General features: G+C 38.7%; 15 protein-coding genes. 4 read left to right on the forward strand and 11 right to left on the reverse strand.

Annotated elements, in window-relative coordinates; genetic code table 11:
- Window positions 1–107 precede the first annotated feature (107 nt).
- The gene (locus ACTJKN_RS01730) at window positions 108–695 is read left to right on the forward strand and encodes a GDSL-type esterase/lipase family protein (RefSeq protein WP_440822118.1); all 588 of its coding nucleotides are present in this window, start codon (window positions 108–110) and stop codon (window positions 693–695) included.
- Between the two features lie 66 nt (window positions 696–761).
- A complete protein-coding gene (locus tag ACTJKN_RS01735) occupies window positions 762–1,490 on the forward strand; it encodes an esterase family protein (protein ID WP_440822120.1) in 729 nt (242 codons plus the stop codon).
- Between the two features lie 21 nt (window positions 1,491–1,511).
- Here ACTJKN_RS01735 and ACTJKN_RS01740 read toward each other — a convergent pair whose 3' ends face one another.
- Window positions 1,512–2,036, reverse strand: a complete 525-nt coding sequence (locus ACTJKN_RS01740) for a hypothetical protein (RefSeq protein ID WP_440822121.1) — start codon at window positions 2,034–2,036, stop codon at window positions 1,512–1,514.
- Between the two features lie 212 nt (window positions 2,037–2,248).
- Between ACTJKN_RS01740 and ACTJKN_RS01745 the strand changes: the two genes are divergently transcribed.
- Window positions 2,249–3,031: an HAD-IIA family hydrolase gene (locus tag ACTJKN_RS01745; protein WP_440822123.1), complete on the forward strand. Its 783-nt coding sequence runs from the start codon at window positions 2,249–2,251 to the stop codon at window positions 3,029–3,031.
- A gap of 228 nt (window positions 3,032–3,259) precedes the next feature.
- Here the strand turns inward: ACTJKN_RS01745 and ACTJKN_RS01750 are convergent, their stop codons facing one another.
- The 10 genes from ACTJKN_RS01750 to ACTJKN_RS01795 form a co-directional block, all read right to left on the reverse strand.
- On the reverse strand, window positions 3,260–3,535 hold the full coding sequence (locus ACTJKN_RS01750) for a hypothetical protein (protein WP_440822125.1): 276 nt from the start codon (window positions 3,533–3,535) through the stop codon (window positions 3,260–3,262).
- A 665-nt stretch (window positions 3,536–4,200) separates the two neighbouring features.
- Window positions 4,201–5,703, reverse strand: coding sequence for an alpha-L-fucosidase (locus ACTJKN_RS01755; RefSeq protein WP_440822127.1), 1,503 nt, complete (start codon window positions 5,701–5,703; stop codon window positions 4,201–4,203).
- 179 nt (window positions 5,704–5,882) lie between these two features.
- On the reverse strand, window positions 5,883–7,340 hold the full coding sequence (locus ACTJKN_RS01760) for a beta-N-acetylhexosaminidase (RefSeq protein ID WP_440822129.1): 1,458 nt from the start codon (window positions 7,338–7,340) through the stop codon (window positions 5,883–5,885).
- Between the two features lie 190 nt (window positions 7,341–7,530).
- On the reverse strand, window positions 7,531–8,901 hold the full coding sequence (locus ACTJKN_RS01765; protein WP_440822130.1) for a M60 family metallopeptidase: 1,371 nt from the start codon (window positions 8,899–8,901) through the stop codon (window positions 7,531–7,533).
- Window positions 8,902–8,907: 6 nt separating this feature from the next.
- On the reverse strand, window positions 8,908–10,341 hold the full coding sequence (locus ACTJKN_RS01770; protein ID WP_440822132.1) for a hypothetical protein: 1,434 nt from the start codon (window positions 10,339–10,341) through the stop codon (window positions 8,908–8,910).
- Window positions 10,342–10,799: 458 nt separating this feature from the next.
- On the reverse strand, window positions 10,800–11,075 hold the full coding sequence (locus ACTJKN_RS01775; protein ID WP_440822134.1) for a hypothetical protein: 276 nt from the start codon (window positions 11,073–11,075) through the stop codon (window positions 10,800–10,802).
- Window positions 11,076–11,355: 280 nt separating this feature from the next.
- A complete protein-coding gene (locus ACTJKN_RS01780) occupies window positions 11,356–13,101 on the reverse strand; it encodes a RagB/SusD family nutrient uptake outer membrane protein (RefSeq protein ID WP_440822135.1) in 1,746 nt (581 codons plus the stop codon).
- Window positions 13,102–13,113: 12 nt separating this feature from the next.
- On the reverse strand, window positions 13,114–16,203 hold the full coding sequence (locus tag ACTJKN_RS01785) for a SusC/RagA family TonB-linked outer membrane protein (protein ID WP_440822136.1): 3,090 nt from the start codon (window positions 16,201–16,203) through the stop codon (window positions 13,114–13,116).
- A 103-nt stretch (window positions 16,204–16,306) separates the two neighbouring features.
- Complete coding sequence (locus tag ACTJKN_RS01790) at window positions 16,307–17,935, reverse strand: RagB/SusD family nutrient uptake outer membrane protein (RefSeq protein WP_440822137.1); 1,629 nt, start codon at window positions 17,933–17,935, stop codon at window positions 16,307–16,309.
- 9 nt (window positions 17,936–17,944) lie between these two features.
- Entirely contained in the window at window positions 17,945–20,851 is a 2,907-nt protein-coding gene (locus ACTJKN_RS01795) for a SusC/RagA family TonB-linked outer membrane protein (RefSeq protein ID WP_440822139.1), read from the reverse strand.
- A gap of 717 nt (window positions 20,852–21,568) precedes the next feature.
- On the opposite strand from ACTJKN_RS01795, the gene ACTJKN_RS01800 reads away from it, so the two are divergent.
- Entirely contained in the window at window positions 21,569–25,555 is a 3,987-nt protein-coding gene (locus tag ACTJKN_RS01800; RefSeq protein WP_440822140.1) for a hybrid sensor histidine kinase/response regulator transcription factor, read from the forward strand.
- Window positions 25,556–25,999 lie beyond the last annotated feature (444 nt).

The raw sequence follows: 25,999 nt of genomic DNA on the forward strand, positions 1-25,999 counted from the left end.
ATGACCAATTAACCAATGACTAATGAACCAATAAACCAACACCTAATAACATAAACTTAACATACAATACATTTCTTCAAGAGGCAGATCTTTTTATCTTTAACCATATGTACTGGTATGAAGAAGAAGTTAAACAATTGGAAAGAGCGCATCGCTTAGATCGGGAGCATCCTGGTGTTATTTTCTATGGCAGTTCATCTATCCGGTTGTGGAATAGTCTCGAAGATGATTTTGATTACATGAAAGTAACCAATTTAGGCTTTGGCGGCTCTACATTAGCAGCATGTGTCTGGTTTTTTGAGCGGATTATGATAGACTACAGGCCAAAAGCACTTGTGGTTTATGCAGGTGATAACGACCTTGGCGACGGTAGAAACCCTGAGGAGATATTTATCTTTTTCCAGCAGTTAATGGTTAAAGTTAACCAGCGGTTTGGCATATTGCCATGTTATTTTATTTCCTTAAAACCCAGCCTTACCCGCTGGCAAATGGCCGATCAGTTTAGATATACCAATAACCTCATCGAAAGCGAAATTATTAAACTCAATAGTAACTGGAAATTTATTGATGTATTCAAGAAAATGCTCAACAAAGAAGGCAACCCAAACCCTGCACTTTACGATCACGATGGATTGCACCTGAGCGAAGAAGGTTATCGTTTGTGGGCAACTACTGTTAAAGCGAAATTAGGTTAATCTTTACGCGCAATTAATATCCCGATAACATACATGCCTTAATTTTCCATAAAAGAATTGAAGCCAATGAACAGGGAATATCATAAATGGTTCAGCCATAATCTTCAACGGGATATGGAACTATTGGTTTTCGGTTATGCCGGAAGAGCAGTTATCTTTTTCCCTACCCGGATGGCCAGGTTTTATGATTACGAAAATTGGGGAATTATAGCATCTTTAAGTGAGCGGATTGAAAATGGTGAACTTCAAATTTTCTGTGTGGATAGCATAGATGGAGAAAGCTTTTATAACGATGAGGTATTTCCATCAGTACGGATAGACCGGCATTTACAATACGAAAGATACCTCCTCGAAGAGGTACTTTCGCTTATCTATCAGAAAAATAATGGCGATTATGTAGAAACCGCAGGCTGTAGTATGGGCGCTTACCATGCCATAAACCTGGCCATGAAATATCCCTGGTTATTTAAAAAAGCCGTTGGCATAAGTGGAAGATATGACCTTACAGATAATATTGGCGATTTTAGAGACCTGCTGAACGGATTTCACGATGAACAGGTTTATTTTAATATGCCGGCGCAATATATTGCCAACCTAAACGACGATCGATTGCTATCAGCAGTTAGAAACATGGAAATTATTCTTGCCGTAGGTGAAACGGATCCATTTCTAATTGGAAACCAGCACCTAAGCAGCCTGTTATGGGAGAAAGGTATACCCAATCAGTTTCATACCTGGGAGAGCAACGCACACCGCCCCCATTATTGGCGAAAAATGGCACCTATGTATATTTAATTATTACATAAACGCCTCATCCTATTTTACGGCTAAATTAAAATATTGTTTAATGTGGATGGTATCTAAAGGTATTTTAGATTTTTCGGCTGCTACAACAATATGAGCATCCAGCAGCCATTTTTCGCCTGAATTATTAGTATTGGCCACTTTAATTCCTTTAACTGTACCTGCAATTGGAGTTAAGTTGAAATAATCGCATGAAGCGCAAGAAAACAGATGTTTTACCTTTCCAGCCATAATATCAGCATCCTTTAATAAAAATTTATCACCCTGCATTGGTGCTTGCATATATATCCGCGTGGTGCTAAAGTTATTACTCTTCGTAGCCAAAAAAATCCGGTATTGCCCGGTGTTAAGTGCAATCTGCTGATCGGGCATTGCCGCATAATTAACATACTCAAACAGGCAGCTTCCTTCAGTACAAGGCGTTAGATTCTGTGCATCAATGGTAAAATCCATTGGGTTATCGGTTTTCTTTTTGCATGCACTCAAAATGGTTAATACAATCAAAAAGGCGGCTGTTAATTTAAAAGCGTTTCTCATAATTTAATTTTCTATGAATACGGCAGAAATTGAGGATATGCTACAATTCGAACATTAATTTTTTATTAAATAAATGAACAAGAAAGAAATACTATTTAAACACAACGGGATTAATTTGAGTAAAAAACTGACTGTTCAAAAGACTTTATTTTAACATTGGTTGAACAAGAAAATATTAAGTTTGCAGGTAAACAGATTAAATCTACAAAAACATGAAACAAGGATTATTAATAGATATGGATGGGGTGATTTATAGCGGGGAAGAATTGATATTTGGTGCTGATAAATTCATTAAAAACTTAATTGATGAAGATATTCCTTTTGCATTTATGACAAACAATAGTCAGAGAACTGCTTTGGAAGTAGTACGCAAACTTAAAGGGTTAGGTATAAAGGTAGATGAAAGCCATGTATACACCAGTGCGATGGCTACAGGAAAATTCCTTTCCGATCAAAGCCCAAGTGGTACCGCTTATGTATTGGGAGAAGGTGGTTTATTAAGCAGTTTGCACGACCATGGTATTACTTTGGTAAACACCGATCCAGAATTTGTGGTACTGGGAGAAGGTAGAAACTTTACACTCGAAATGGTGCAGCGTGCTGTTGATATGATTCTTGCGGGAGCTAAATTTATTACCACTAACAGAGATCCATCGCCCAAAAAACCAGGCTGGAATAATTTAGGTATTGCCGCAACCACTGCTATGATTGAGGAAGCAACAGGTAGAAAAGCGTTTGTTACAGGCAAACCAAGTCCGGTGATGATGCGCTCGGCACGTAAATTTTTAGGATTAGAAACCAGTGAAACTACGGTTATTGGCGATACCATGGAAACGGATATACAGGGAGGTGTTCAAATGGGATATAAAACCATTCTGGTGCTTTCGGGCATCTCAAGCAAGGATACTTTAGGGCATTATGCTTTTAAACCCGATATGATTGCAAGTTCTGTTGATGAAATAAAGTTTCCTTTGACCTGGTGGGAAGGTAAGTAGTTTGATTTTCTAACTTAAACGTGCTGCCAGGTGTTACCATCTGGCAGTGAGAACCATTTAGAAACTGGAATAAAGGATCAAACAAATTTATAAAAGAATCACGGGCATGAAATATTGCTTCATCGTTCCTCCTCGCAATAACGAACCTTTCTATTGGAGTCTGTCAATGGTAGAGGTTAGAATTTTCAAAGACAACGGAGGTTGATAACAGACCCGTAACTGATTGAGCTACTTTGTTTTATTAATTGTAAATAAAGTAGCTGAATGGATATATATAGGCTTAAAAAAACTCAACCGATAATCATTTGCAAATATAACGGGTGCACCCTCAAATTTAGCAGCAGTATCAACGTGATTAAACAATTTTAATGAAGCTGAATCATTTACAATATGCTCATGTACTGGGGCTTCAAGCCTTTTATCATCAGTAAATTTACTCGCTTTGGTTAAAAGCCCAACTGCTGGTATAACCATTAAAAGCGCTACGCAAGAAATCAGTCTCATATCAATGTGCTTAAATTATCCTATTATTTGGTTAAGGTCTTTGAACAAAGATGAACCAATGTTATTAGTAAAATAGTTAGCTAGCGTTATGAAATTATTAAAGTTATGGTGCAGTTTTAATTCAATATTAAATGTATCAGGCCAATAGCGCGATTTATATTACTGCAATCACGTTTTATATTACCGCACCCACGATTTATATTACCGCACCCGAGATTTATATTACCGCACCCGAGACTTATATTATCGTACCCGTGATTTATTTTACTGCACCCGCGACTTACATTATTGCACCTGTGATTTATATTAAGATATCGGACTCAAAGATTTTTGATTTGATAATTATGATATGGATGTATACCCACGAGGTCAGGATTAAGATTGCGTAGAAACATCCATCGCTACGCAATCGTTAACTAACCAAATAAATGTATTTACCAGGCGTAACATCAGATAACCAGTCTAAAGTACGCTTAGTATAGACGGTAAAATTCGGGCACTAATCAACCTATTCATTACCATGTCGTTTACATTTAAATCTTAAATCAAAACTGGTTATAGCCTTTCGGCCAATGCCTCCTTTTATCGGGAAGTCCGGTTTGATCGATAATAACAGTATGGTTTGCTTTAAATCTTTGGAGTAAAAATTTAAAGACCCACTTTGACTACATTTTAGCATCCATTAACTTTGCTGCTTTTGCTTTTGGCGCCACCAGTTTCATTTTAATTACAAATGCTTTGTTGGGTTGAAAATCTTTTGGCAGTATTATATCGTAATAGGTATTTTTATCCAGATCCAAACCAAGGTCTGCTTGTTTTAAAGTTAAATTCGTGCTGTTTACTAAAAGTGCAGCTATACCTGGAACCTGTTTGGCATTTTTAGGCACCGCAATGCGCACAATACCATTTACGGGTTGGTTAAAAACAGTTAAATAAAGATTATCGGCCTTTTGAGTAAAGTAGCCTAATTTAGAAGGGGTTAATGCTGCATGACGCACTCCATATACCGCCTCGGCATTTATTTTTATCCATTCGCCAATTTCCTTTGCAATTTTATCCTCTTCAGGATGCATATTTCCATTGCCATCGGGCCCAAAGTTTAGTACAAAATTGCCATTCATTGATACCGACCGCATCAACATATCCAATAAATCGTCGGTGGTTTTGGTATAAATCCCCGACCAATCTTTCATATATCCCCAACCGTTTGGTGGGATAGTCATTACCGCATCCCAATCGTTACCGTTTAACCACTCAAATTCTACAGGTAACTTACGCTCCCAGCCTTGTTCGTAATCTCCTAAAATATTGCCATTCGAATCGAAGTGTCTTGAGCCATGTTCATCGTTACGGAAACGCGAGCCGATAATTAATCCAGGATGTTTTTCCCGGAGTTCTTTTTCTAAATTGTAGGTAAATTCGTAGGCACTTTTCCAAGAGGCATCCCAGGTACCATCAAACCAGAAACCTTTAATTTTCGGATAGTTATCCAATTGCTCTAGAAGCTGGTTTCGGGTATAAGCTAAAAATTTACCGAATTTTTCTTTCTCTTCGTCCGTTTTTGGGGCTTTACCCATATAATTTGGGTTATTCCATTCTAAAACCGAGAAATAGAGATATACATCAATACCTTCTGCGGTGTAGGCATCTACAATCTGTTTTACAATATCTTTTTTATACGGCGATGCCGAAACATTATAATCAGAATATTTTGTTGGCCAGAGTGCAAAGCCATCATGATGTTTGGTGGTAAAAATCACATATTTCGCACCCATATCCTTAGCTTGTTTAGCCCAGCGTTTGGCATCGAAGTTTTTCGGGTTAAACTGCTTGTACAGGTTATCATAAGTTTTGATCCAATCTTTTGGTGCTGTAGGCCCGCCCCATGAGCGGATCCATTCTGATGCTGCCGCACCTCCCCTTGCACTTACCCCATTCCATTCGTTACCCGCTATAGAATAAATTCCCCAATGGATAAACTGCCCTAAACCATAACTGCGAAAGGCTTCCATATCGGCATCGGTACGGTGTGGTGGTGTTAGGGTTCCGTATTTAACTTCAACTTCTTTTGTAGGTTTGCTCTTCGGCCCTGTCCATTGTGCATCTACAGGGTGTTCTACAACTAAAGCAGCAAGGGTAACCAAGGCAAACTTTAATATCTTCTTCATAATCAAATTTTATTCGTGTGTGTGTGTGTGTGTGTTAATCTTTATAATTTAATGGTTTCTTTCTCTTAACTGGTATTTCTGGGTTTTGTAAAGGTTTTAAGGGATGATAATAATAAAGTCCTGCTTTGCTGTAAAGTGCCAAGTGTTTGGTTAAATTATTACTGAAAGTTTTAAAATCTTTATGGTTTTGCGGTGTCCATGCAGCTTCTGCCAGGGGCAGCAATCCGCGGAAAAAGCAAATAATCCAAACGGGTGCTATTATCTACTGTTTCTGTCCAAAGGTTTGCCTGAATACCTAAAATAAGTTGTTTTTCTTTTTTATTTTCAGCAAAAGACTGCGCATCAAACTGGTATACCTGCTCAATCGGACTATATAATTTGTTCCATTTTCTACCATATTGATGGGTACTATCCTGAACAAAATCGAAATACAATGGCAAGCGTGGGCATAAAACCGTTGGATAACCTTTACTTAAAGCAGTGCGAAGCTGAGCAGGTTTTTCCTGGCGCCACCAAAACATAATGGTTTTCTCTTTAGGCAGATCGGCTTCAGCCATTTCATCCCAAAAGATAGCTTTAGCATTTAATTGGTAAAGCGAATCGGCCATACGTTTCATAAAATAGTGTTCTACCGCAGCATCATCCTTAAGCTTTTCGCGTTCGCGGAGTTTTAAAATATCTGGATTGCTTTTCCATTTTTCATTTCCGTAACTCACTTCATCCCCTCCCAAATGGATTAATCCCGAAGGGAAAAGCACATTGGTTTCTTTTAGAATATCGGTTAAATAACTGTAGGTTTTTTCCAGGCCAGGGTTAAACGTAAACGCTGGATGCCCTATTGAACCGCCTCCTGAGTATTCTGGATAGGCTTTATTGGCCGCAGTAGCATGTCCGGGCATATCAATTTCCGGTATAACTTTAATGTAGCGTTCGGCAGCGTAGGCCACAATTTCCCTAATATCGGCCTGTGTATAAAACTGTGCTGGCAAATTGGGGTTTAAATAATCTCCAATGCCACCAATAAGGGCCAAATTTGGATATTTTTTGATTTCCAAGCGCCAGGCAGGTTCATCGGTTAAATGCCAGTGAAAGGTATTCAGTTTATAAAAGGCCATCCAGTTTAAAATGGACTTTACTTTTTGCTTGCCAAAAAAATGACGCGATTCGTCAAGCATAAAGCCACGCCAGCCATAAGCAGGTGCATCACTTATTTCAGCAGCAGGAAGCTGGTTGTTTTTATTGGTTAGTGCCAGTTGCAACAGCGAAACCACGCCATAAAAAATGCCATTCGGATGTGTGCCAGAAACGATAATCCGCTCCGGCTTGATACTGATCTGATAAGCACATGAATCTGCATGTTTCCTTTCTGCTTTTAGTACCAGCATAATATTTGCCGATTTTGCTTTCTGCTGAATGGTAATTCCTTTTTGACCTAATAATTCGTTCTGAAAATAATAGGCTATTGTTTTTAGCTGTTCATTACTGTAACCAATACTACTGTAATTGCTAAGTGTAAAGTAGCCACTACCTTTTACAAATTGCACTGGCATAGGAATAACCCCTTGTTGTTGTTGTTGTTGTTGTGCAAATGCAGTTGAATAAATAATTAGTACAGATAATGTATATAGTAACCTCATTAATTGGCTGTTATTTTTAATACGTAAGCAGGAATTTGAGTTCCCATGTTTCATTTAAATTGATCTATCGGAGCCGATTGTGCAAACAGGTTGGCTACCAGACCTATCGCAAATAAGGCAAACAAGTATTTTTTTTTCATTAACTTATATTTTACACTCCGGAACCAATTTTCCGGAGTGTATTTTTAATTTAATCTCTCAATGTTGTCAAATCAACTGCGGGCGCTGGCAAAGCCAAAGCTGTAATTTCATCATAAACTGATTGTGTAACAGGCAAGCCCCATTTTTTAAAAAAATCACTTAAATCGTTTCCGCTAATCGTGCAGGCCTTTAGCATAAAATAACGCATTTTAGCCGCATCGTTAGCTAATGAAGGCTTTTCAGTACGGGTCTGTTTATGCAATGTGATATAGAAGGCATCGCCATATTTAAGCCATAACTGATAAAACATACCCAATCTGGTGTCATTTGCATTGGCAACAGTACCGTTAAAATTACGGTTGGCTTGAGCAATACTAAAATAATTATCCACCGAGGTCCATTTCCCATCCCGGTTCATGCGAGAAGGTGTAACACCAAAATACCGTTCTGCAGCCATAGAATATAAATTTACAGTAACCTCTGTTAAACCTGTCCAGGTCCACGGCCCTTGTTGATGGATATGCCCAACCTCGTGCCATAAGCCCCAACCCGAAACCCCACTAATATTTGCATTTTGCAGAATACGATAGGTTAAGGAGCGGACATAAAAAATACCAATCCCCGCAGCCATATAATCACCTGAATTTGCAGGATCTTTAACGGTAATCAGATATTTGTATGGTCCGGCGGTATGCAGGGATGTAGACCCGTCAATGCCACTAAAAGCATCTTCTGCATCAATAATCTGATCAATCTTAGTACTTACAGCTTGCTGATCGTCGCTTTTATAAGTAATTGCATCATCTCTCCGGGCAACCACAATGGCCCTACTGGTTTCGATTATAACATCAGGCACATTACTTAAGCTATCGAGCATGGTTATCCAATCCGCATTTGAAGTAACATTTTTCTTAAAATAAGGCACAGGTTTAAAACCTTTACCAAAGCTAAGACTTGCAGAAGCTGCCGGGGTAGCACTGCTTACATATTTTACCCAGGCCATTCCGCCATATTGATCGGCTTTAATCTTATTTAAACCTACCTGTAAAGTATAATATGTACGTATTGGCCTAATATTATCTCTAAAAGGCGTACCTAATACTAGCTGAGGCAAACGGCTTCCGCTTGTTTGGGCAACCGTAACATAAATAGAATCATTTGCAGCCACATAATATCCGGTAGGTAACATTTCGTTATGATTGGATTGAATTAGTCTGTTGGCTACAGCCTGGCTTCCTACGTTTTCGGTATAGGTTTGAGTAACCGGAGCAACCAAAGCAGATACAGGACCTGTTGAGGTTAGCTTATTTTTTAAACTAAAATTATCCGTACTGTCAGCCTGTTTATTAGCCTTTTTACAAGCTAAAACAGAGATTGAAAAAGCGAGGCTAAATAAGCCTATTTGATATAGATTTTTCATAGCTGTTTAGTTTACAGCAATTACTTTTATAGACGATGCCTTATCATTAAAGGTAGAAACATAAGTACTTGAAGAAGTTAATTCGATACTACTTCCGGTAAAGTTATCTCCATCATACATAATTACCTTAACACCAAGTCCTAAATTAACAGATGACACATCGTTATTACTAATACCACGACTAATTAAATCAGCTGTGGTATACTGGCCAACAGGTAATGATACGCCATAGCCACCATAACTGGCATTCTGATGAAATTTAGCAGAACCATTTGCACCAATTTGTGGCACACCATTTAAAAATGAGAATGAATAGGTTTTACTTACGTTACCGCCATTTTTTAATAGCAATTTTACCTTGATGTTGTAAGCTTCGTTGTTTTTATAATAAAGCTCGCTAAAGGGAATGGTTGCCGAAATTGTATTTCCGGTACTTGGGTTCGATCTCCATGCCACGGCATTATAATCAGCATCGCTACCGCCCAAATCGGGGTCCATGTAAATTAGGATATCATTTACTTCTTTATTACTTGTGAATGAACCTGTAACATTGAAAGCCTGGGTTGTTGCATTATAGGCAAATTGTGTATTAATAGTGGTGGTTGCCGATTCATAAGGTATTTCTGTGGGCAAAGGATTCTGGAACACTTCGTTACGGTTTAGAATGGCAGCATCAACCTCGGTTAAAAATGTTGGCTGTCCTTTACTGAAAGTTACATTTCCTGATCCCATTAAAGAAGTACCTAAGGTTGGTTGTTCTGAAGCATATTTGGCATGATTGTGTGGTAAATTTAAACCATGTCCCAGCTCGTGCAGCATGCCACCAAGTAAATTTGATGTTGCATTAGGGATTTTATCAACCGCCATGTTTGAATTGTCAGTAGCGAAACAATTTTTACCATAACCGTAAAAAGGCTGATCAAAACTGCCATCGGTACGTTGTGGCAATAAAATGAGGGTATGGCTCGAATTTGAAAACGCTGAAGCATGTGTAGCTTTGTAAGCCGCAATTTCGTTCAGGATTTTAGTTGCAGAAATACTGGCATCGTAAGGATAGGCCGATTGTGCAAACTGAGCTGGTATTTCGATAAAACGCACCAATCCGGTTGAATCGACTTTGGGCAATCCCATGTATTTATCATAGCCATACCTTAACATTTCTGTATGGAACCAGCCCTGAAAATGCACTAATAAAGAGGTTAAGCGGGTTTTGTAATCAGAAAGCGCCGGATTATCGGTTGGCACAAACATTACAATATTCAGGTTTTTGGTATTGGTAACAAAACTCGGCGGAGTGGTTCCCGAGTTTAGTGCCAATGTAGTTGGTTTTGTGCTAAGCGTTTCTGGTTCTGAAACAGGTGCTTTTTTACAAGCAGTCATTAAAAGACCACTTGAAATCATCAAAAGCAGTGCAAAGCAAAGTTGTTTTTTGTTTTTCATGTTTAATGGTTAAAGGTTTATGGTTAATTGATTATTAGTTCATTGGTCATTAGTTTATTAGTTCACTAGTCATTAGTTTAATGGTTGATAGCCCATAGCGATCGTTTAAATCTTAATTTTCTTAACTACTTAATGGTCAGAATATAAAAATTGGTTAACTGACTCCAAGCGCCGAACAGCTAAATCTCAATTAAAATATCCCTCGACTATGCTACCATTGACAGATTCAAAAGAAAGGTAGTCATTGCGAGGAGGAACAACGAAGCAATCTTTCATGCTAGTGATCCTTGCCATAAAGATTGCTTCGCCGTCTGAAAAAACCTTCTCGTAATGACGATAATCTGAGGAGATTTAATCTTTTAAATTCTCCTGCCATTAATATTGATTTTTATAAATAAATTATCACTCAGGGTGGCACTACGCGGCAATTAAATCTGGATGCCGACTTGGATTTACGACTAGAACATAACCTTCAGCACACGCCCTATATCCCCTTCACTTTTTTGTAATTCCTCAGGTACCGAAATCCGCAGTCCTTTATGATCCTGTTTCCACTCGAGTTTTTCATTTGTTTCTTCTAACAGTACCTCTTTCACTAAAACATGATCATTAGAAAGTGAAATGATAATCAGTTCGCCAAATTCGGTTTCGTTTAAAAAAACCTTTAGTTCATCATCCTTCCCCGAATAAAACATAATGGGCTCAATTGTTCTGATTTTTGTTATTGGATTCATTGTGTATTGGTTAATCGGTTAATTTTCAAAATTGTTAACTGATTTGCTATTGTTCATTGGTTTACTAGTCATTGGTTCATTGGTCAATAGTTCATTAGTTAATGAGGCATAGTGTAATGGTTTATAACTGCGTTTATCATGATGAAGCGGGGAAATTAGATCCGGAAGTAATCTTTAAAATCGGCTGTGATTGCAGCCCAATTGGGAATCTTAACGCTTATCGCTTAAGATTCCCTATCGGGTTGGTCGTAAAGAAACATACAACTCCCCAGCTACTAACTTACCATCCAGGATTTTGAATCAGTACTGCACTCTTGTTAATTTCTGATTGTGGGACAGGGAAATAATACATTTGAGGATTTGTAAATCTCCTTGTTTCAAAAGAAAAGCGAGCTCCGGTAACGGTTGATCCGCTACGTGTCCAACGCATTCCATTGGCCGGACCGTTTATTAAATTTTCTGCCAGTTTCCATCTTTTGATATCAAAGAATCTAGTCGCTTCTTCATAGGTTAACTCTACCCTTCTCTCATTGCGGATTACTTCTCTCATTTGCTCTTTGGTTAACTGCAATGGCAATTGAAATGGCACTAAACCAGCTCTTTCCCTGATTTGCTCAACAGCCTGATACACTTCTGTGCCAGGCCCACTAAATTCATTAAGTGCTTCTGCGTAATTCAGTAATATTTCGGCATATCTGATAGCTACCAAACCAATATTATTGGATATGCCAAAATTGCCACCAGCACCTTCGTGACAAAATTTGCGGTATAAATACCCCGTTTTAGTGGAACCGGAGGTACCTAAACCATCGCCTGGCGCATTGGCGTACAAATTAACTACCGTTTTGGTATTTGTGGTGTTGTTTAACCATAAGCTCCCATCATATAATATAGAATAATAAAAACGGGGGTCTCTATCTTTATACATATCTGCTTCTACGTAACCAGAGCCCGCTTCTTTAATATTCTTACCATTTTTCATCGGATAGGTATCTACCAGTTCCTGAGTTGGATAAGAGTAAGCCTGCCCGCCACGGGAAACCGGAAGCAGAAAACCTTCGTACCACCTGTTTGTCGATTTCATTACCTGAAAAATATGTTCGGGGGTATTTCTTGTAATCATCATCTGATAATACCCATAACCAGGGGCAGTTGTATTATCTTTCACTAAACTGTATATGCCCATATCCATCACTACCTTTGCTGCATCAGCGGCCAGCTTCCATCTGTTGTTATCTAAATTATCGTAACCTGCCAAATTTTTATTGGCACCTGTACCAGGGTTTTGCCCGTTAAAAAGCGGACTGGCAGCCAAGAGTAAAACTTTTGATTTTAAGCCCAATGCGGCACCTTTTGTGGGCCGTCCGAAATCTTCAATTTGTGTGGTTACAGGCAAAGCTGCGCAGGCATCTAATTCGCTAACAACATAATTTACAGTTTCGGCAAATGTAGATCTGGCTAAACCAAAATCATCGGTTATGGCGTATACTTTATCGCCAATAACTGGCACGCCACTATAATTACGCAGTAAATGCCAGTAATAATAGGCCCTTAAAAACCTGGCTTCTAATTTTAAAGTTGCTCTTCTGCCGGCCGAAATTGGAGATCTGTCTACGTTTGCCAAAAAAACATTTACACGCCTGATGTTATTGTAGCAATTGTTCCAGTGGTTCTTAAATCGGCTAAAATCGGCCTGATTTTGAAATGTTGCCGAATTAAAGGCGGGTGCTATTTGTGCGGTAGCACCACTCCATACAATATCCGAATCATCTGATGCATCACTGTACGACCACAGACCACCGCCTGTTAAGCCATTGTCTAGGTAATATGTTCCGGCCAAACCGGTATAAATACCCGTCAAAAACCTAAATGTTAACAAACTATCTGCAAATACGGTAGCTTCATTGAGCTGCCCCACATCTGTTTTATCCAAAAAACTATTGCTATCAGTTTTTTTGCAGGCAACAGCACCTAGCGCTAATAAGCCAACCAACGCTAAAGTTTTTATATAATTTATATTTTTCATCTGTTTATAATATTAGAATGTTACCTGTAAGCCAAGGTTTACAATTTTTTGTTGAGGATAGGATGAATAGGCCTCTACCGTTCCTGTAGAATTTATAGACTCAGGGTCTACATCGTAAATTTTCAGGCTAAACCAGGTAATCAGATTTGCAGCATTTGCATAAATACGGGCATTTGATAATCCGATTTTATTGACCAGTTTGTTATTAAAGTTATAGCCTAGTTCTACATTCTTGAGCCGGATATAATCTGTTGGGCGTAACCAAAAGGTAGACTGATCAAAATTGGCACCACCTAAGCGTGGTAATTCAGCTGTTTCCTTAGTTTCCGGCGTCCACCTTTTTAGGTGTATTTCGGAAGGCGTACCATTGGTAGTTCCTATCTGAAACATAGTAGACGCACTTAAACTTCCTTTTGCAGCCCCCTGAAATAGCACTGAAACATCGAAGCCCCTGTAACTTGTACCAAGAGAAAAGCCGTAGTTTATCTGAGGAATATTAGGATTGCCAATCGGGCCAATATCCCCCTGATCGATCTTTCCGTCGTTGTTGATATCGGCATACTTCAAGTCGCCAGGTTTAACTGCCCGGCCAACAGATGTGGGACTATTGGCAATATCGGTTGCATCATTGTAAAAACCTATGTTGGTATATCCATAAATCTGACCAATAGGCCGGCCTGTGCGCATCAGCAAGGGATTACCTTGATTATAGGGCTCATCACGGTAAATTATTTTATTCTTATAGATGGAAATGTTTCCCTTAACGAAATAGGATAAGTTTTCTGACAGTTTATTCTGGTATGACAGGTCGAGTTCAAAACCTTTATTATTTACAATACCCAAATTTACCGGAGGCAACGTAATACCTGAGAAATTAGGAACAGTTTCCCTAACTGTTAAAATATCGTACCTTTTATGATCAAAATAATCGAAGGTTATCCCAAGTTTACTGTTCAGCAATTTAATATCTGTTCCAATATCCAACTTACGCTCCTGCTCCCATCTTACATCTTCATTTGCAAGGGCACCTGGTGTAATACCATACTGTAAGCTGTTATTATCGCCAAACCAGTAAGAGTTTGCCGCCGTTGCCGGGGCATTATAAATTTCTTCGTAGATATACCGGTAAGTATTCGGGAAATCATCAGAACCAACAGTACCTAGCGAACCTCTGATTTTCATATAATTGATAAAAGGAAGTGCTTTCTTAAAGAAGGATTCTTCACTAATGTTCCAGCCAGCACTTACTGCAGGAAATAAACCATTCCGCTTACTTGCTTTAAACCTATCGGTACCATTATACGCGCCATTCAGTTCAAATATGTACCTCGATTTGTAATTATACCCTACCCTCGCAGAATATCCTCTAAAATTCGCAGGAATATTAGCACCAGAAATATCGGTTAACTGGTTGTACACGATTAGACCGTATAAATTGTGGTTTCCAAGCTGGCGGTTATAATCTAAAATACCTTGTACATTAACCTTACGAACAGGATAATTGGAAGTATTGGCATCAAATGTAGTAACTGCCGTAAGCGGATCCAACCTACTTAGCTCCGGAAAAACAGGGTCTAAGACATCAGATCCCAGTAGGTAAGCATAAGTAGGGAAACGCCCTCTGGTTAACGATCGGTTAAACTCTACATTATTGGTGTAGGCCAAAATTACCCTTGCGGCAAGCCCCTTAGTTACAAAATCTAAATTTTGGTTAGCCTTTAGGTTTAAGTTAAGGTTATTACTATAATTTCTGTTGTAACCTGCATACTGCAAAATACCTACAGGATTTAATGTTGCAGATTTTCTGCCTCCGTAACTCCCGTCTTCGTTTTTTACAGGGTAATTCCATGGGTTTAAAAGCCCGCTGCTTAACCTCCGCCAAATAGAAACTGCGCCACCGGCCAGTACATCAGGCAGGTTTGGCTGGTTAATTTCATTAAACCTGGCCGAAAGATCTAACTTTAGGGTTAAGGTTTTGGTTACATTCAAATCAACATTTGATCTGATATTGTATCTTTTTAAATAATAATTGCTGTTAAAATTTTCGTCTTTTTGTACCTCTTTTAAAATACCGTTTTGATTAACGTTGCCTAGTGCTACGAAATACTTTAAATTTTGAGTACCACCAACAATGTCAATATTGTTGCTCTGCTGCAAAGCATTTTTACGCATCACCTCATCGTACCATTTTACACTCGGGTAGCGGTAAGGATCATCTCCCAATTTAAAATGGTTTAGTGCTTCCTCGGTAACCAGTCCCGGAAAAGTCAGGTTAGGGTCTCTACCCTCATTTACCTCCATCTCTTTCAATAAGATTAAGGCATTATAAGAATCAAGTGGTTTTCTTCGAATGGTTGGCGTTTGAAAGCCAAAATCGCTTCTGAATGTAATTTTAGGAGCAGAAATTGTACCTCTGCGGGTAGTAATGGCAATTACACCATTTGCGCCCTTTATACCATATATAGCCGTTGATGAAGCATCCTTTAAAATGGAAACCGTTTCAATTTCATTAGAATTTAATTGACTTAACTGCTCGTAAGGGTACTCTACATCATCTACAATTACCAATGGCCTGTTAGATGCTCCTGTATAGGTACTCACCCCGCGAATGTAAATATTAGCGGCATCGGCACCTGGCTGGCCACTGGTTTGTTGTTGGAATAAGCCGGGAAGCCTTCCTGCAAGTGCATTTTGGAAGCTTGCAGCAGGACTCTGTCTTAATTCTTTACCAGATACTGTACTGGTTGCACCAGCATTGGTTATCTTCTTTTGTGGGGTAAAACCTACTACCACCACTTCATTTAAATTTGAATTATCTTCTTTTAAAACAATATTTAAAGGTTGGCTGGTAATGGTTACCACTTTTGTGATATAGCCAACGGAGCTTATGATCAGTTTGGTACTGTTTGCACCAACTTTTATGCTAAAAGCGCCACTGGTGTTTGTGATCACAATGTTCTTTGGATTTTCTTGTTCTGTAACAGTTGTAGCAATCAGCGTTGTACCCTTATCATCTGCTACAACACCCCGTACAACTTTGGTTTGGGCGTAAACTAAATTAGTTATCAGCACAAGCAATATTATATTCAGTATTTTTTTCATCTGTATATAGTTTCTTTTTTATCGGCATGAAGCCATTCTGATTTCCATTTCACTTCTATGAGCTGAAAACCTGCATGATCCATTATTTAAATTTATGCCCTTATTAGTTAGACCATCCCGGGTTTTGAACCATTTTGTTATTGGCTAATATTTCGGCCTGTGGTATGGGGTACCAATACATCTTAGTATCGAAAACAGCATTTGCGACATTGAAATAAGTATAGGAGAAGGCTGTTCCGTTTTTGATAACCTGCACCCCTCTAACTGGTTTGTTTAATTCAGTTTCGGCCAGCTTCCACCTTCTCAGATCCCAGGTTCTGTGCTCCTCAAAAGCCAGTTCTATACGGCGTTCATTCTGAATTATTTTACGCAATTCATCTTTACTAAGCGTAAGCGATAAGCCGTAAAGATTATTTGATCCAGGAAGAATTCCTGCTCTTTTCCTGATTAAAACCAAATTGTTAACGATATCGGTAACTGCTCCGCCCGATTCGTTTAGCGCTTCGGCATGGTTTAATAAAATTTCAGCATACCTTAGTAGTATTACGTGATGGGCCTGATTGGTGTAGGTAGTAGAAGTTTCAAATTTGCCCATGAATTTCCTCAGGTAATACCCGGTTCTGGTCTGTGTTCTATTTCCTCCTGGCCTATCCTGGCCACCTTCAAATGTTTCAATGGGTCTTCCCAGCCAATTTTTGCCATTGTGCATAATGGTAGCTGTTAGCCTCGGGTCTCTGTTTACGTATGGGTTGTTTGGATCATAAGTTGATCCAGCATCGAAAATTGCTTTTCCATCAAGCATTAAAAATGCATCGACCAGGTTTTGCGACGGGCTGGTTAAGCCAACACCCTGCAAATATCCAATCGGACCGTTGTTGATTTCGATATTTGTATTTAAAGCGTTCTGTTTAATAAAAATAAACTCGGTGTTTTTGGTCGCATTAAAATTGGCAATCCAATCGGTTACCAGGGTATAACCCAATGCTTTAACATCGGCTGCTGCCTGTGCGGCTAGCGTCCATTTCTGAATATTATTTGTCGGGTTGCTTAAGGGGCTGGCGGCATATAACAACACTCTCGATTTTAGTGCCATCGCGGCTCCGATATTCGCCCTACCCCAATCTCCATCGCTAATGGCATAAGGCAGTAATGAACTTTTTATGGCATCCAGCTCAGCTACGATATAAGCATAACATTCGTCGAGCGTATTTCTAGGAATATTTATATCATCATTAATGGTAAATACCTTATCGCCAATTAGAGGCACACCGCCCCAGCGCTTAACCAGTTCGAAATAAAAGTATGCCCTCAAAAATCTTGCTTCAGCTTTAAACTGAGTTTTTAAAACTGCAGTAGTGGGTACTACATCTACTTTGCTTAAGAAGAGATTGGCTCTTCTGATCCCCATATAATTCTTGCTCCAAACATCATCAGGAAGGCTTGTGGATGATATTCTACCGGCACGGTAAAATTCTGCCTGGGTCCCTATTCTTGATGGTACTGCATCGTCTGTCCCAGCATCTAAAAAGCTACCATCTATCCTGTTGTACCAATCTGGCAACAACAAATAGGTCCCGTTTAAAAATTGTTTTGCATAATCAGCATTCTTATCGAGAGGATCAAAAATTAAGTCGCCGGTTATACGGTCCAAGGGCTCTCCCTCAAATTTTTTCGAACAGCCAAATGCAAATAACAGGCAGATTATAGCGAAGTATTTTTTATAATTATTCATAATCAAGATTTAAAACTGAAGGTTAACACCAAAATTGAATATCCGCTGATTGGGTACATTTCCAATCAACACTTCCGGATCTACCCCATCTAAGGTTGTAGCGGTTAATAGGTTAAGGCCATTGGCAAACACCCTGATATTGGTGAAACCGATTGATTTAATCAGGTTACCGGGTAAACTATAACCTATTTCTACATTCCTTAATCTTAAATAACTGCCGTTTTTAACCCAGAAAGAAGAAATCTGGCTATTATTTGGGTTATTCCCAACGCTTAAACGTGGATATTTTGCCTGGGAAGCGGTAGCAGGTGTCCACCTTAATAAGCTGCTTTCCAAAGCTTGTCCATATCCACCGGCTGCACCGGTCGAAGCAAAATTGATAAAGTTGAAATACACATTTCTGTTAGCTGTACCATTTAAGGTGAATGAAAGGTCTAATCCTTTATAATTTATCCCTCCGGTTACACCGTAAAAGAAAACAGGCTTGGTACTACCAATTGCGGTCATATCATAAGTGTTTATGATACCGTCGTTATTTAAATCTTTATATTTTAAATCGCCGGGAACCGGGAGGTAGCCGTCAACCTTTGGCCCGTTGTTAATCTCGGCAGTGTTGTGATAAAAACCATCTGCTATATAACCAAAATTTTGCCCTACAGGCTGTCCGGTTCTGTATTCGTAAGCATTTTTTCTAGAAGGTTCGTCGTTAAAAATCACTTTGCTTGCACTCCACGAGCCGTTTGCAGAAATAAAATATTTAAAGCTGTTTATTTGATTTTGATATCCAAGTGCCAGCTCAACACCCGAATATTGGTTTTTACCAATATTCTCAGACGGTAAAACAGCCCCGATTACAGCACTTGCATTTGTTCTTCTGCTTTGCAACAGATCATAGTAACTGTTCTTATAATAGTCGGCGGTAAACCATATTTTATCCTTTAATATTGAAGCATCGAGGCCGATATTAAATTTCTTTGCTTTCTCCCAGGTAATATTTGGGTTAGCTAGCGGTCCTTCATCTTTGGTATTTGAAGTTGTTAGCGGATTTCTGCTATAAAAGGTATCGCCATTATCAAAGTTTTGAAGGTATTGGAAATAACCTGCAGCGGCATTTGTAGCTGTTAAACCATAAGAAGTTCTCAGTTTTAACGAATTAATGGTGTTTTTCAAATTGGCAAAAAAACTTTCATTGGCGATGTTCCAGCCTAAACCAACTGAAGGAAAGAAGCCCCACTGTTCTCCGGCTTTATATCGGTCGTACCCCATGTAGGAAGTGGCCAATTCCACTAAATACTTATTATCGTAATCGTAATTAAACCTTCCACCCAGCGATTGGTTAACCTGCGATAAAGCGCCACCCAAAACGTAACTGTCTCTGATAAATAACAATTGGGCTTTAAAAGTATTTTTATTTATTGTTTTATCATAACCCAAATCGAAACGGGAAAATACCTGCTGGTTTAAATCTGTGGGAGAAGAACTATTAGATTGGGTACCATCGCCACCTATTGTTTTATAGCTGGTTTGGTTGGTGGCAGGGTTTACTACCGGCGAATACACGGCAAAGGATTTACTCCTATTGATATTCTCGTTATAGTAGGAATTGAAAGATATTGCGCCACTAGCATACAATCCAGGCAAAAAGGTATCAAGCTTTTGCATTAACGATATATCTGCCCCTAAATTTCTATTTACCGATGGCCTGTACCCTGATTTTATGGACATACCATACAGGTTATTCTGAAACTCTGTGTTTCCACCAAGCGAGCCATTTTCGTTAAATTTCGGATAGGCATTATTAGGCGTAGTTAACAATGTGCTGTAAATACTGGCCACTGTAGACCCTGGTTGATTGCTGTTTCTTATTCTTCCAAACAAGCTTAAACTGAGCGTTGTACTCTTTGTTAAATCAACATCTATGTTACTTCTGAAAGAATACCGTTTGAAACTATTATTCGTTTCATAAGTATTGATGGAAGGATCGGTAACTAAAAAACCACTTTGGCTCAGGTAGTCGAGATCTACAAAATACCTAACCTTATTGCTTCCACCTCTCAAGTTGAGGTTTTGCCTGCTTACAGGTGCCGTAGCTTTTAAAATTTCGTCAGTCCAGTTTACATTTGGGTGTGTAAACGGATTCGTGCCATTTTTATACTTATCCAAATCGGCTGCAGTATAAATGGGCTGCCGCCCGTCGTTCGCCAGGGCCTCGTTAAATAAGGTGGCATAATTAAAAGCATCCAAAAATTCAGGGCGTTCAATTTGTTGCTGAATACCATACTGACTGGTAAAGGTAATTTGCTTAGGCATATTTGCACCTCGTTTGGTAGTAATCAGCAACATACCATCGGCAGCCTTCATGCCATATAGTGCAGTTCCCAGTGCATCCTTTATTACTGAAATACTTTCTATTTGTTCGGGGTCGATACTTAGATACGAGCGTGGTACCCCATCAATTACCACTAATGGCGTTCTTCCCCTTAACGATATAGCAGGTTCATCAGAACCTAACTGGAAATTATTTTGAACTACGTATAAACCTGGCAGTTTCCCATACAACATTAAGCCCACCTGTGGCGTAGGAAAACTCTTCAGTTCTTCTCCACTTATGGTAGCCGAAGATTGAATTCTTTTTACATTTTTCTGCGTTCCAAATAAAACCGGAACATCATTGACTGGCAAATTTACTGCTACAGAATTCCTGAGTTTGGTTCTCAAAGAATCTCTCAAATTCGATAGTGAATCGTTGGGAATTTGTTTATTGTTTTTTTTGGCCGATGCCGGTACCTGAAATCTCTTGCTCTTTAAAGCATTTGTAAGGTTTGGGAATGCCAATACATCAACACTGTTTGCCAAAAATAATAGCACTGCAAACAGTATCATCCGTCTTATAATCGAAGTATAAGTTCCTTTCATTTAAAATAATTTATTTTGTTTATAATTTTAGTTATGCAGAAAGCGCCTAATCCAATGCTGAGTGTAGGTTTTATTCATCTGGCCCTAACAGCCAGAATTATTTCTGCATGCCTCATTATTTGTAAGCAGCAACTCACATTTAATTTATTAGTGTAATAGATTGGATTTATGCCTTCGCATAGCCATCAGAAGTTTTGATTCGATTGCTGTAAATGGTAAACGGAAACAGCGGACATATGCAAACCGGCATAGTACCCCCTTGGTTTGGGTTAAATTTCATTGTTTTGGTTATCTTTTTGATTAGTTGATTTGGGTTAGTCAATTTAAAGTCGTGAATAGACTATAGTTTAGTTTGTTCGGTTAGCTTTCTTCATTTCCTTTGGTTTGGTCAGTTTATTTAATCAATAGTTTGTGCCACTGGTTATTGTGGAATAGTTTGCTCAACTTTGTTAAATCAAAACTGGCGTATTATTCATTCAAAAAGGTCGAAAATTGTAAATGAAAGGGTAGAAAAACTGTAATCCTTTAATATTTTGATAAGTTCGCGCTATATTTAAAGGAAATACATCAAGGGCTGTTCTTCTACTAACCATAAGATGGCCAAAAAACTAGCTTAATTTTATGAATCTGCGTTTAAACGCTTTATGGTTTTTGTCAATGCTTTTTATTTGCACCTCTTTGTGCGCCCAGAAGCATCTTATTTTTAACCACCTCAGGATGGAAAATGGTTTGTCGCAAAATTCGGTGATGGCCATTGCGCAAGACAAAAACCAGTTTATTTGGATGGGTACCAGACATGGGTTAAACCGCTATGATGGCTATCGTTTTAAAGTTTACACTAATAGTTCAGATAACCCCAACAGTATTTCGGAGAATGTGGTTAACACCCTATTGAGTGACAGTAAGGGAAGATTATGGGTAGGTACAGAAAACGGACTGAATATTTACAATGAAAAAACCGATCACTTTTATCGCATCAATAAACGGAGTTCTGCAAATTCCTTTAGCTGCGATTCGGTAGAATGTTTATATGAAGATCCCCAAAAAAATATCTGGGTAGGTACTGATAATGGCCTCAACCTGCTTATAAATGCCGAAAAGCAGATTTTCAAGAAGTTCCTTTTCGAAAAACCCAATTATAAATCCAGACTCAATTGTATTTTCTCGATTTTTAAAGATGATAAACAGAACCTTTGGGTAGGTACTTATAATGGCTTGGTACGTATTTACCAGGTTAAAGGCAAATATTACTTTGAGATTTTTAGGCACAGCCCCAATAACAAGAACAGCATCAGTTCTAATGCTGTAAAAAGTATTGTAATCGATAAACAAAAGCGGCTTTGGTTAGGTACCTACAACGGCTTAAACCTATTCGATTACGAACATAAAACCTTTAAACGATACCAAACCAGTGCTACAGATCAAAATTCGATTGTTAATAATGACATTAGAAAACTTACCTGCGACAAAGCGGGTAATATTTGGATCGGTACACAGGAAGGATTAAGTATCCTCGATCCAAATACACGGAAATTTAGTAATTACCGTTACGACCCAGAGCAAACAAGTGGCTTGAGCCAGAATTCTATCCACAGCATTTTTCAAGATCTTAACGGCTCCGTTTATTTGGGTACTTATTACAAAGGGGCAAATGTTGTTTACCCGTCTGCAACGCCATTTACCGTTTTTAGAAATTCGAAGAAACAGCAAGGTTTGAGCAGCAACATTGTAAGTGCCATGGCCGAAGATCGATACCATAACCTCTGGGTGGGTACCGAAGGTGGCGGCTTAAATTATGTAAACAGGAGCAATAACACCTTTACCTACTATAAATCGGAACCAAATAACAACAATGGGCTCAATTCGAACCTAATCAAAACACTCTGTCTTGATAAAACAGGTCAATTATTGGTGGGCACACATCGCGGTGGGTTATACTTATTTAACCCTTTAGGTCATAATTTCAAAAAAATAGTCAATGTTAAAGATACGAAAAACACTCCTGGAGGCGATGAAGTTATTGCGATAACCGAAGGTAGTGATGGGACGGTTTGGGTAGGCTCAAGAGATGGATTATCGACATTGAAGAAAATAAATGACAAATATGCTGATGCAACGGTTAAAAGTCCTTTAGAGAAATACCTGAGAAATAAATACATTCAGGTGATTTTTGAAGATAAAGCCAAAAATTTATGGATTGGAACGATGGCCGGATTATATGCTTACAACCCATCCATTAAAAGAATTACTGCCTATTATCATAAAAAAAACAGTACAAGCAGTTTAAATTCAGGTCATATTAATTGCATTGTTCAAATACGAAATGGAAATATTTGTGTTGGAACTTCTTTTGGAGGCTTGAGCATTTTCGATAATAAAAGCGGAAAATTCAAGAACTACAGCGAAAAAGATGGCCTGCCAAATGGTAATGTATTGGGAATAATTGAGGATGAGGAAAGTAACTTGTGGATCAGTACCGATAAAGGGCTATCAAAATTAGTTTCTAAAACGGGAAAATTCATTAACTACACTAAAAGCGACGGGCTTGCAGGTAACGATTTTAATATCAGATCGTTTTTAAAAGATGGCCGTGGTGAGTTATTTTTTGGCGGTTACGATGGTTTAACAGCCTTTTATCCCAGCCAGATTGATATTAATAGGAATATTGCACCAATCACCTTTACCGAACTCAAACTATTCGATCAAACCGTAGCGGTAAATGCACCAGATGGATTGTTAAAGGAAGATATCAAAAGCACCAAACAAATTACCTTTAAACACAGTAACAACAATTTCAGCATCGGTTTTGCTTTACTAAACTACATTAAACCAGAAAAAAACACTTACCGTTATATCCTTAAGGGCCATAGCAAAGATTGGGTAAAAACCGATGTACCCAGTGTTACCTATAGCGATCTTCCTGCTGGCAATTATACCTTTATGGTAACAGGAAATAATAATGATGGAAATCCTGGCGGTAAAGCTGCAACACTTAAAATAACGGTGCTTCCACCCTTTTGGGCTACCTGGTGGGCCTATCTTATTTATATGGCTTTCTTCTCGGGCCTGCTGTTTTTAATTATACGTTACCTTTTTGTGCGTGCGCTGCTTAAACGCACAGAAGACATCCAGAAAATGAAACTGAATTTCTTCACCTACGTGGCACACGAAATCAGAACACCACTTACCTTAATTCTTGGCCCTTTAGAAAATCTTTCCAAGCAATATCAAACTGATAATGAGCTAAATCGACAGATTATTCCGATAAAAAATAATGCAAACAGGTTAATGCGGCTTATTACCGAATTAATGGATTTCAGGAAAGCTGAAACCGGGCATCTCACCCTGCATGTTACAGAAGATAATATTGTCGATTTTACTAACGAAATTTTCATCTCCTTCTCTCATCTTGCTCAAACCAATGGTATACAGTATGAGTTTGTACACGAGCAGGAAAACATTAGTTTGTTTTTTGATAAACGCCAGCTCGAAAAAGTATTGTTCAACCTGTTATCTAATGCCTTTAAATTCTGCGATAAAGGTGGCAAAATTTCTGTTTCTCTATTGGAAATGGATAATGAAGTAGCCATTAGCATTTCTGATAATGGATTAGGTATACCTGCTGAAAGTTTAAAAAAACTGTTCAGCGATTATTTTCAGGTAGACGAGCAGCAGAGCCACATTGGTTCAGGTATCGGCCTTGCACTTTCTAAAGCAATTGTAGAGCAACATAAAGGGCATATTGCCGTAGAAAGTACACCTGCTGAAAATGGTGAACGTGGTTTCACAAATTTCACCGTAAGGTTAAAGAAAGGAAAATCGCATTTTAAAACGGCTCTTTTTGATGGCGTAAAAGATTATCCAAACCATCCTGATATCTACACGCAACAAGCAGAACAAGGGATAACAATTTTAAAACCCGAAAAAGAAACTGCTATTTCAACCGAAACCATATTGGTGGTGGAAGACAATAGCGAAATCAGATCATTAATTACCTCTTTAGTGGGCAACAACTACCAGATTGCTGAAAGTGAAAATGGATTAATGGGTTGGGAAACGGCTGTTGAAACACTGCCTGATCTGATTATTTGTGACATTATGATGCCGATAATGGATGGTATAGAACTTTGCCGCAGACTTAAGCAAGATGAAAGGACCAGCCACATCCCGGTTATTATCCTTACAGCCCGCTCTTCTCATATCCACCAGGTGAGTGGTTTGGAAACCGGCGCCGATGCCTATATCACCAAGCCTTTTAGTCCGGAGCTGCTTTTACTTAACGTTCGTAATTTACTGATATCGAGACAGGTAATGCGTCAAAAATTCCTGAAACACATCCATTTACAGCCGAAAGAGCTCACCATTAATGCCATTGATGAAGCTTTTATGCTAAAACTCTTAAAATACATTGATGAACATATCGCCGATGAAGATTTTGGAGTATCTGAGCTGGCTTCGATGGTGGGTATGAGCAGGCCTATTCTGTATAAAAAAATCAGGAAACTCACCAATCTTTCTGTAAATGATTTTGTTAAATCGATCCGTTTAAAGAAAGCGATGGAGCTGTTTAAACAAAATAGGTTTACCATTTATGAAGTGGCTTATCAGGTCGGTTTTAACGATCCAAAATATTTTAGCAGGGAATTTAAAAAACAGTTTGGGAAAAGTCCGCGGGAAGTGATGAACGGTGGTCTTGAGTCTTGAGTCGATTCTCCTCCCCTTGATTTGTCACCCTGAAGGGTAATTTATTTTATAAAATCAATATAAATGACAGGAGAATTTAAGAGAGAATATCGTCATTTCGATCCGATAGCTATCAGATGAAGCTTACCGATTTTCCATCGGTAGCGAAATGGAGAAATCTTTAAACTTTGTCTATAAAATAGTTCGAAGATATCTTCACTCCGCGTTGCTTCGGTCGAGACGACGAGCTTTCTCTGGACTCTGTCAATGGTAGCGTAGCCTAAGGGCCCTTTCTATTGATTAATTCCACGAAGCGTCCCACTAGAGTCGTCACCCTGAATTTATTTCAGGGTCTTTATCCCAAATAGATCCTGAAACAAGTTCAGGATGATGGATGTATATTAATTAATCTCATCTTTGCGCTCTTTGAGGTAAAAAAATGGAGAAACCATTAAAAACATTCAA

The sequence above is a fragment of the Pedobacter sp. 22163 genome (assembly GCF_052045595.1).
Lineage (GTDB): Bacteria > Bacteroidota > Bacteroidia > Sphingobacteriales > Sphingobacteriaceae > Pedobacter.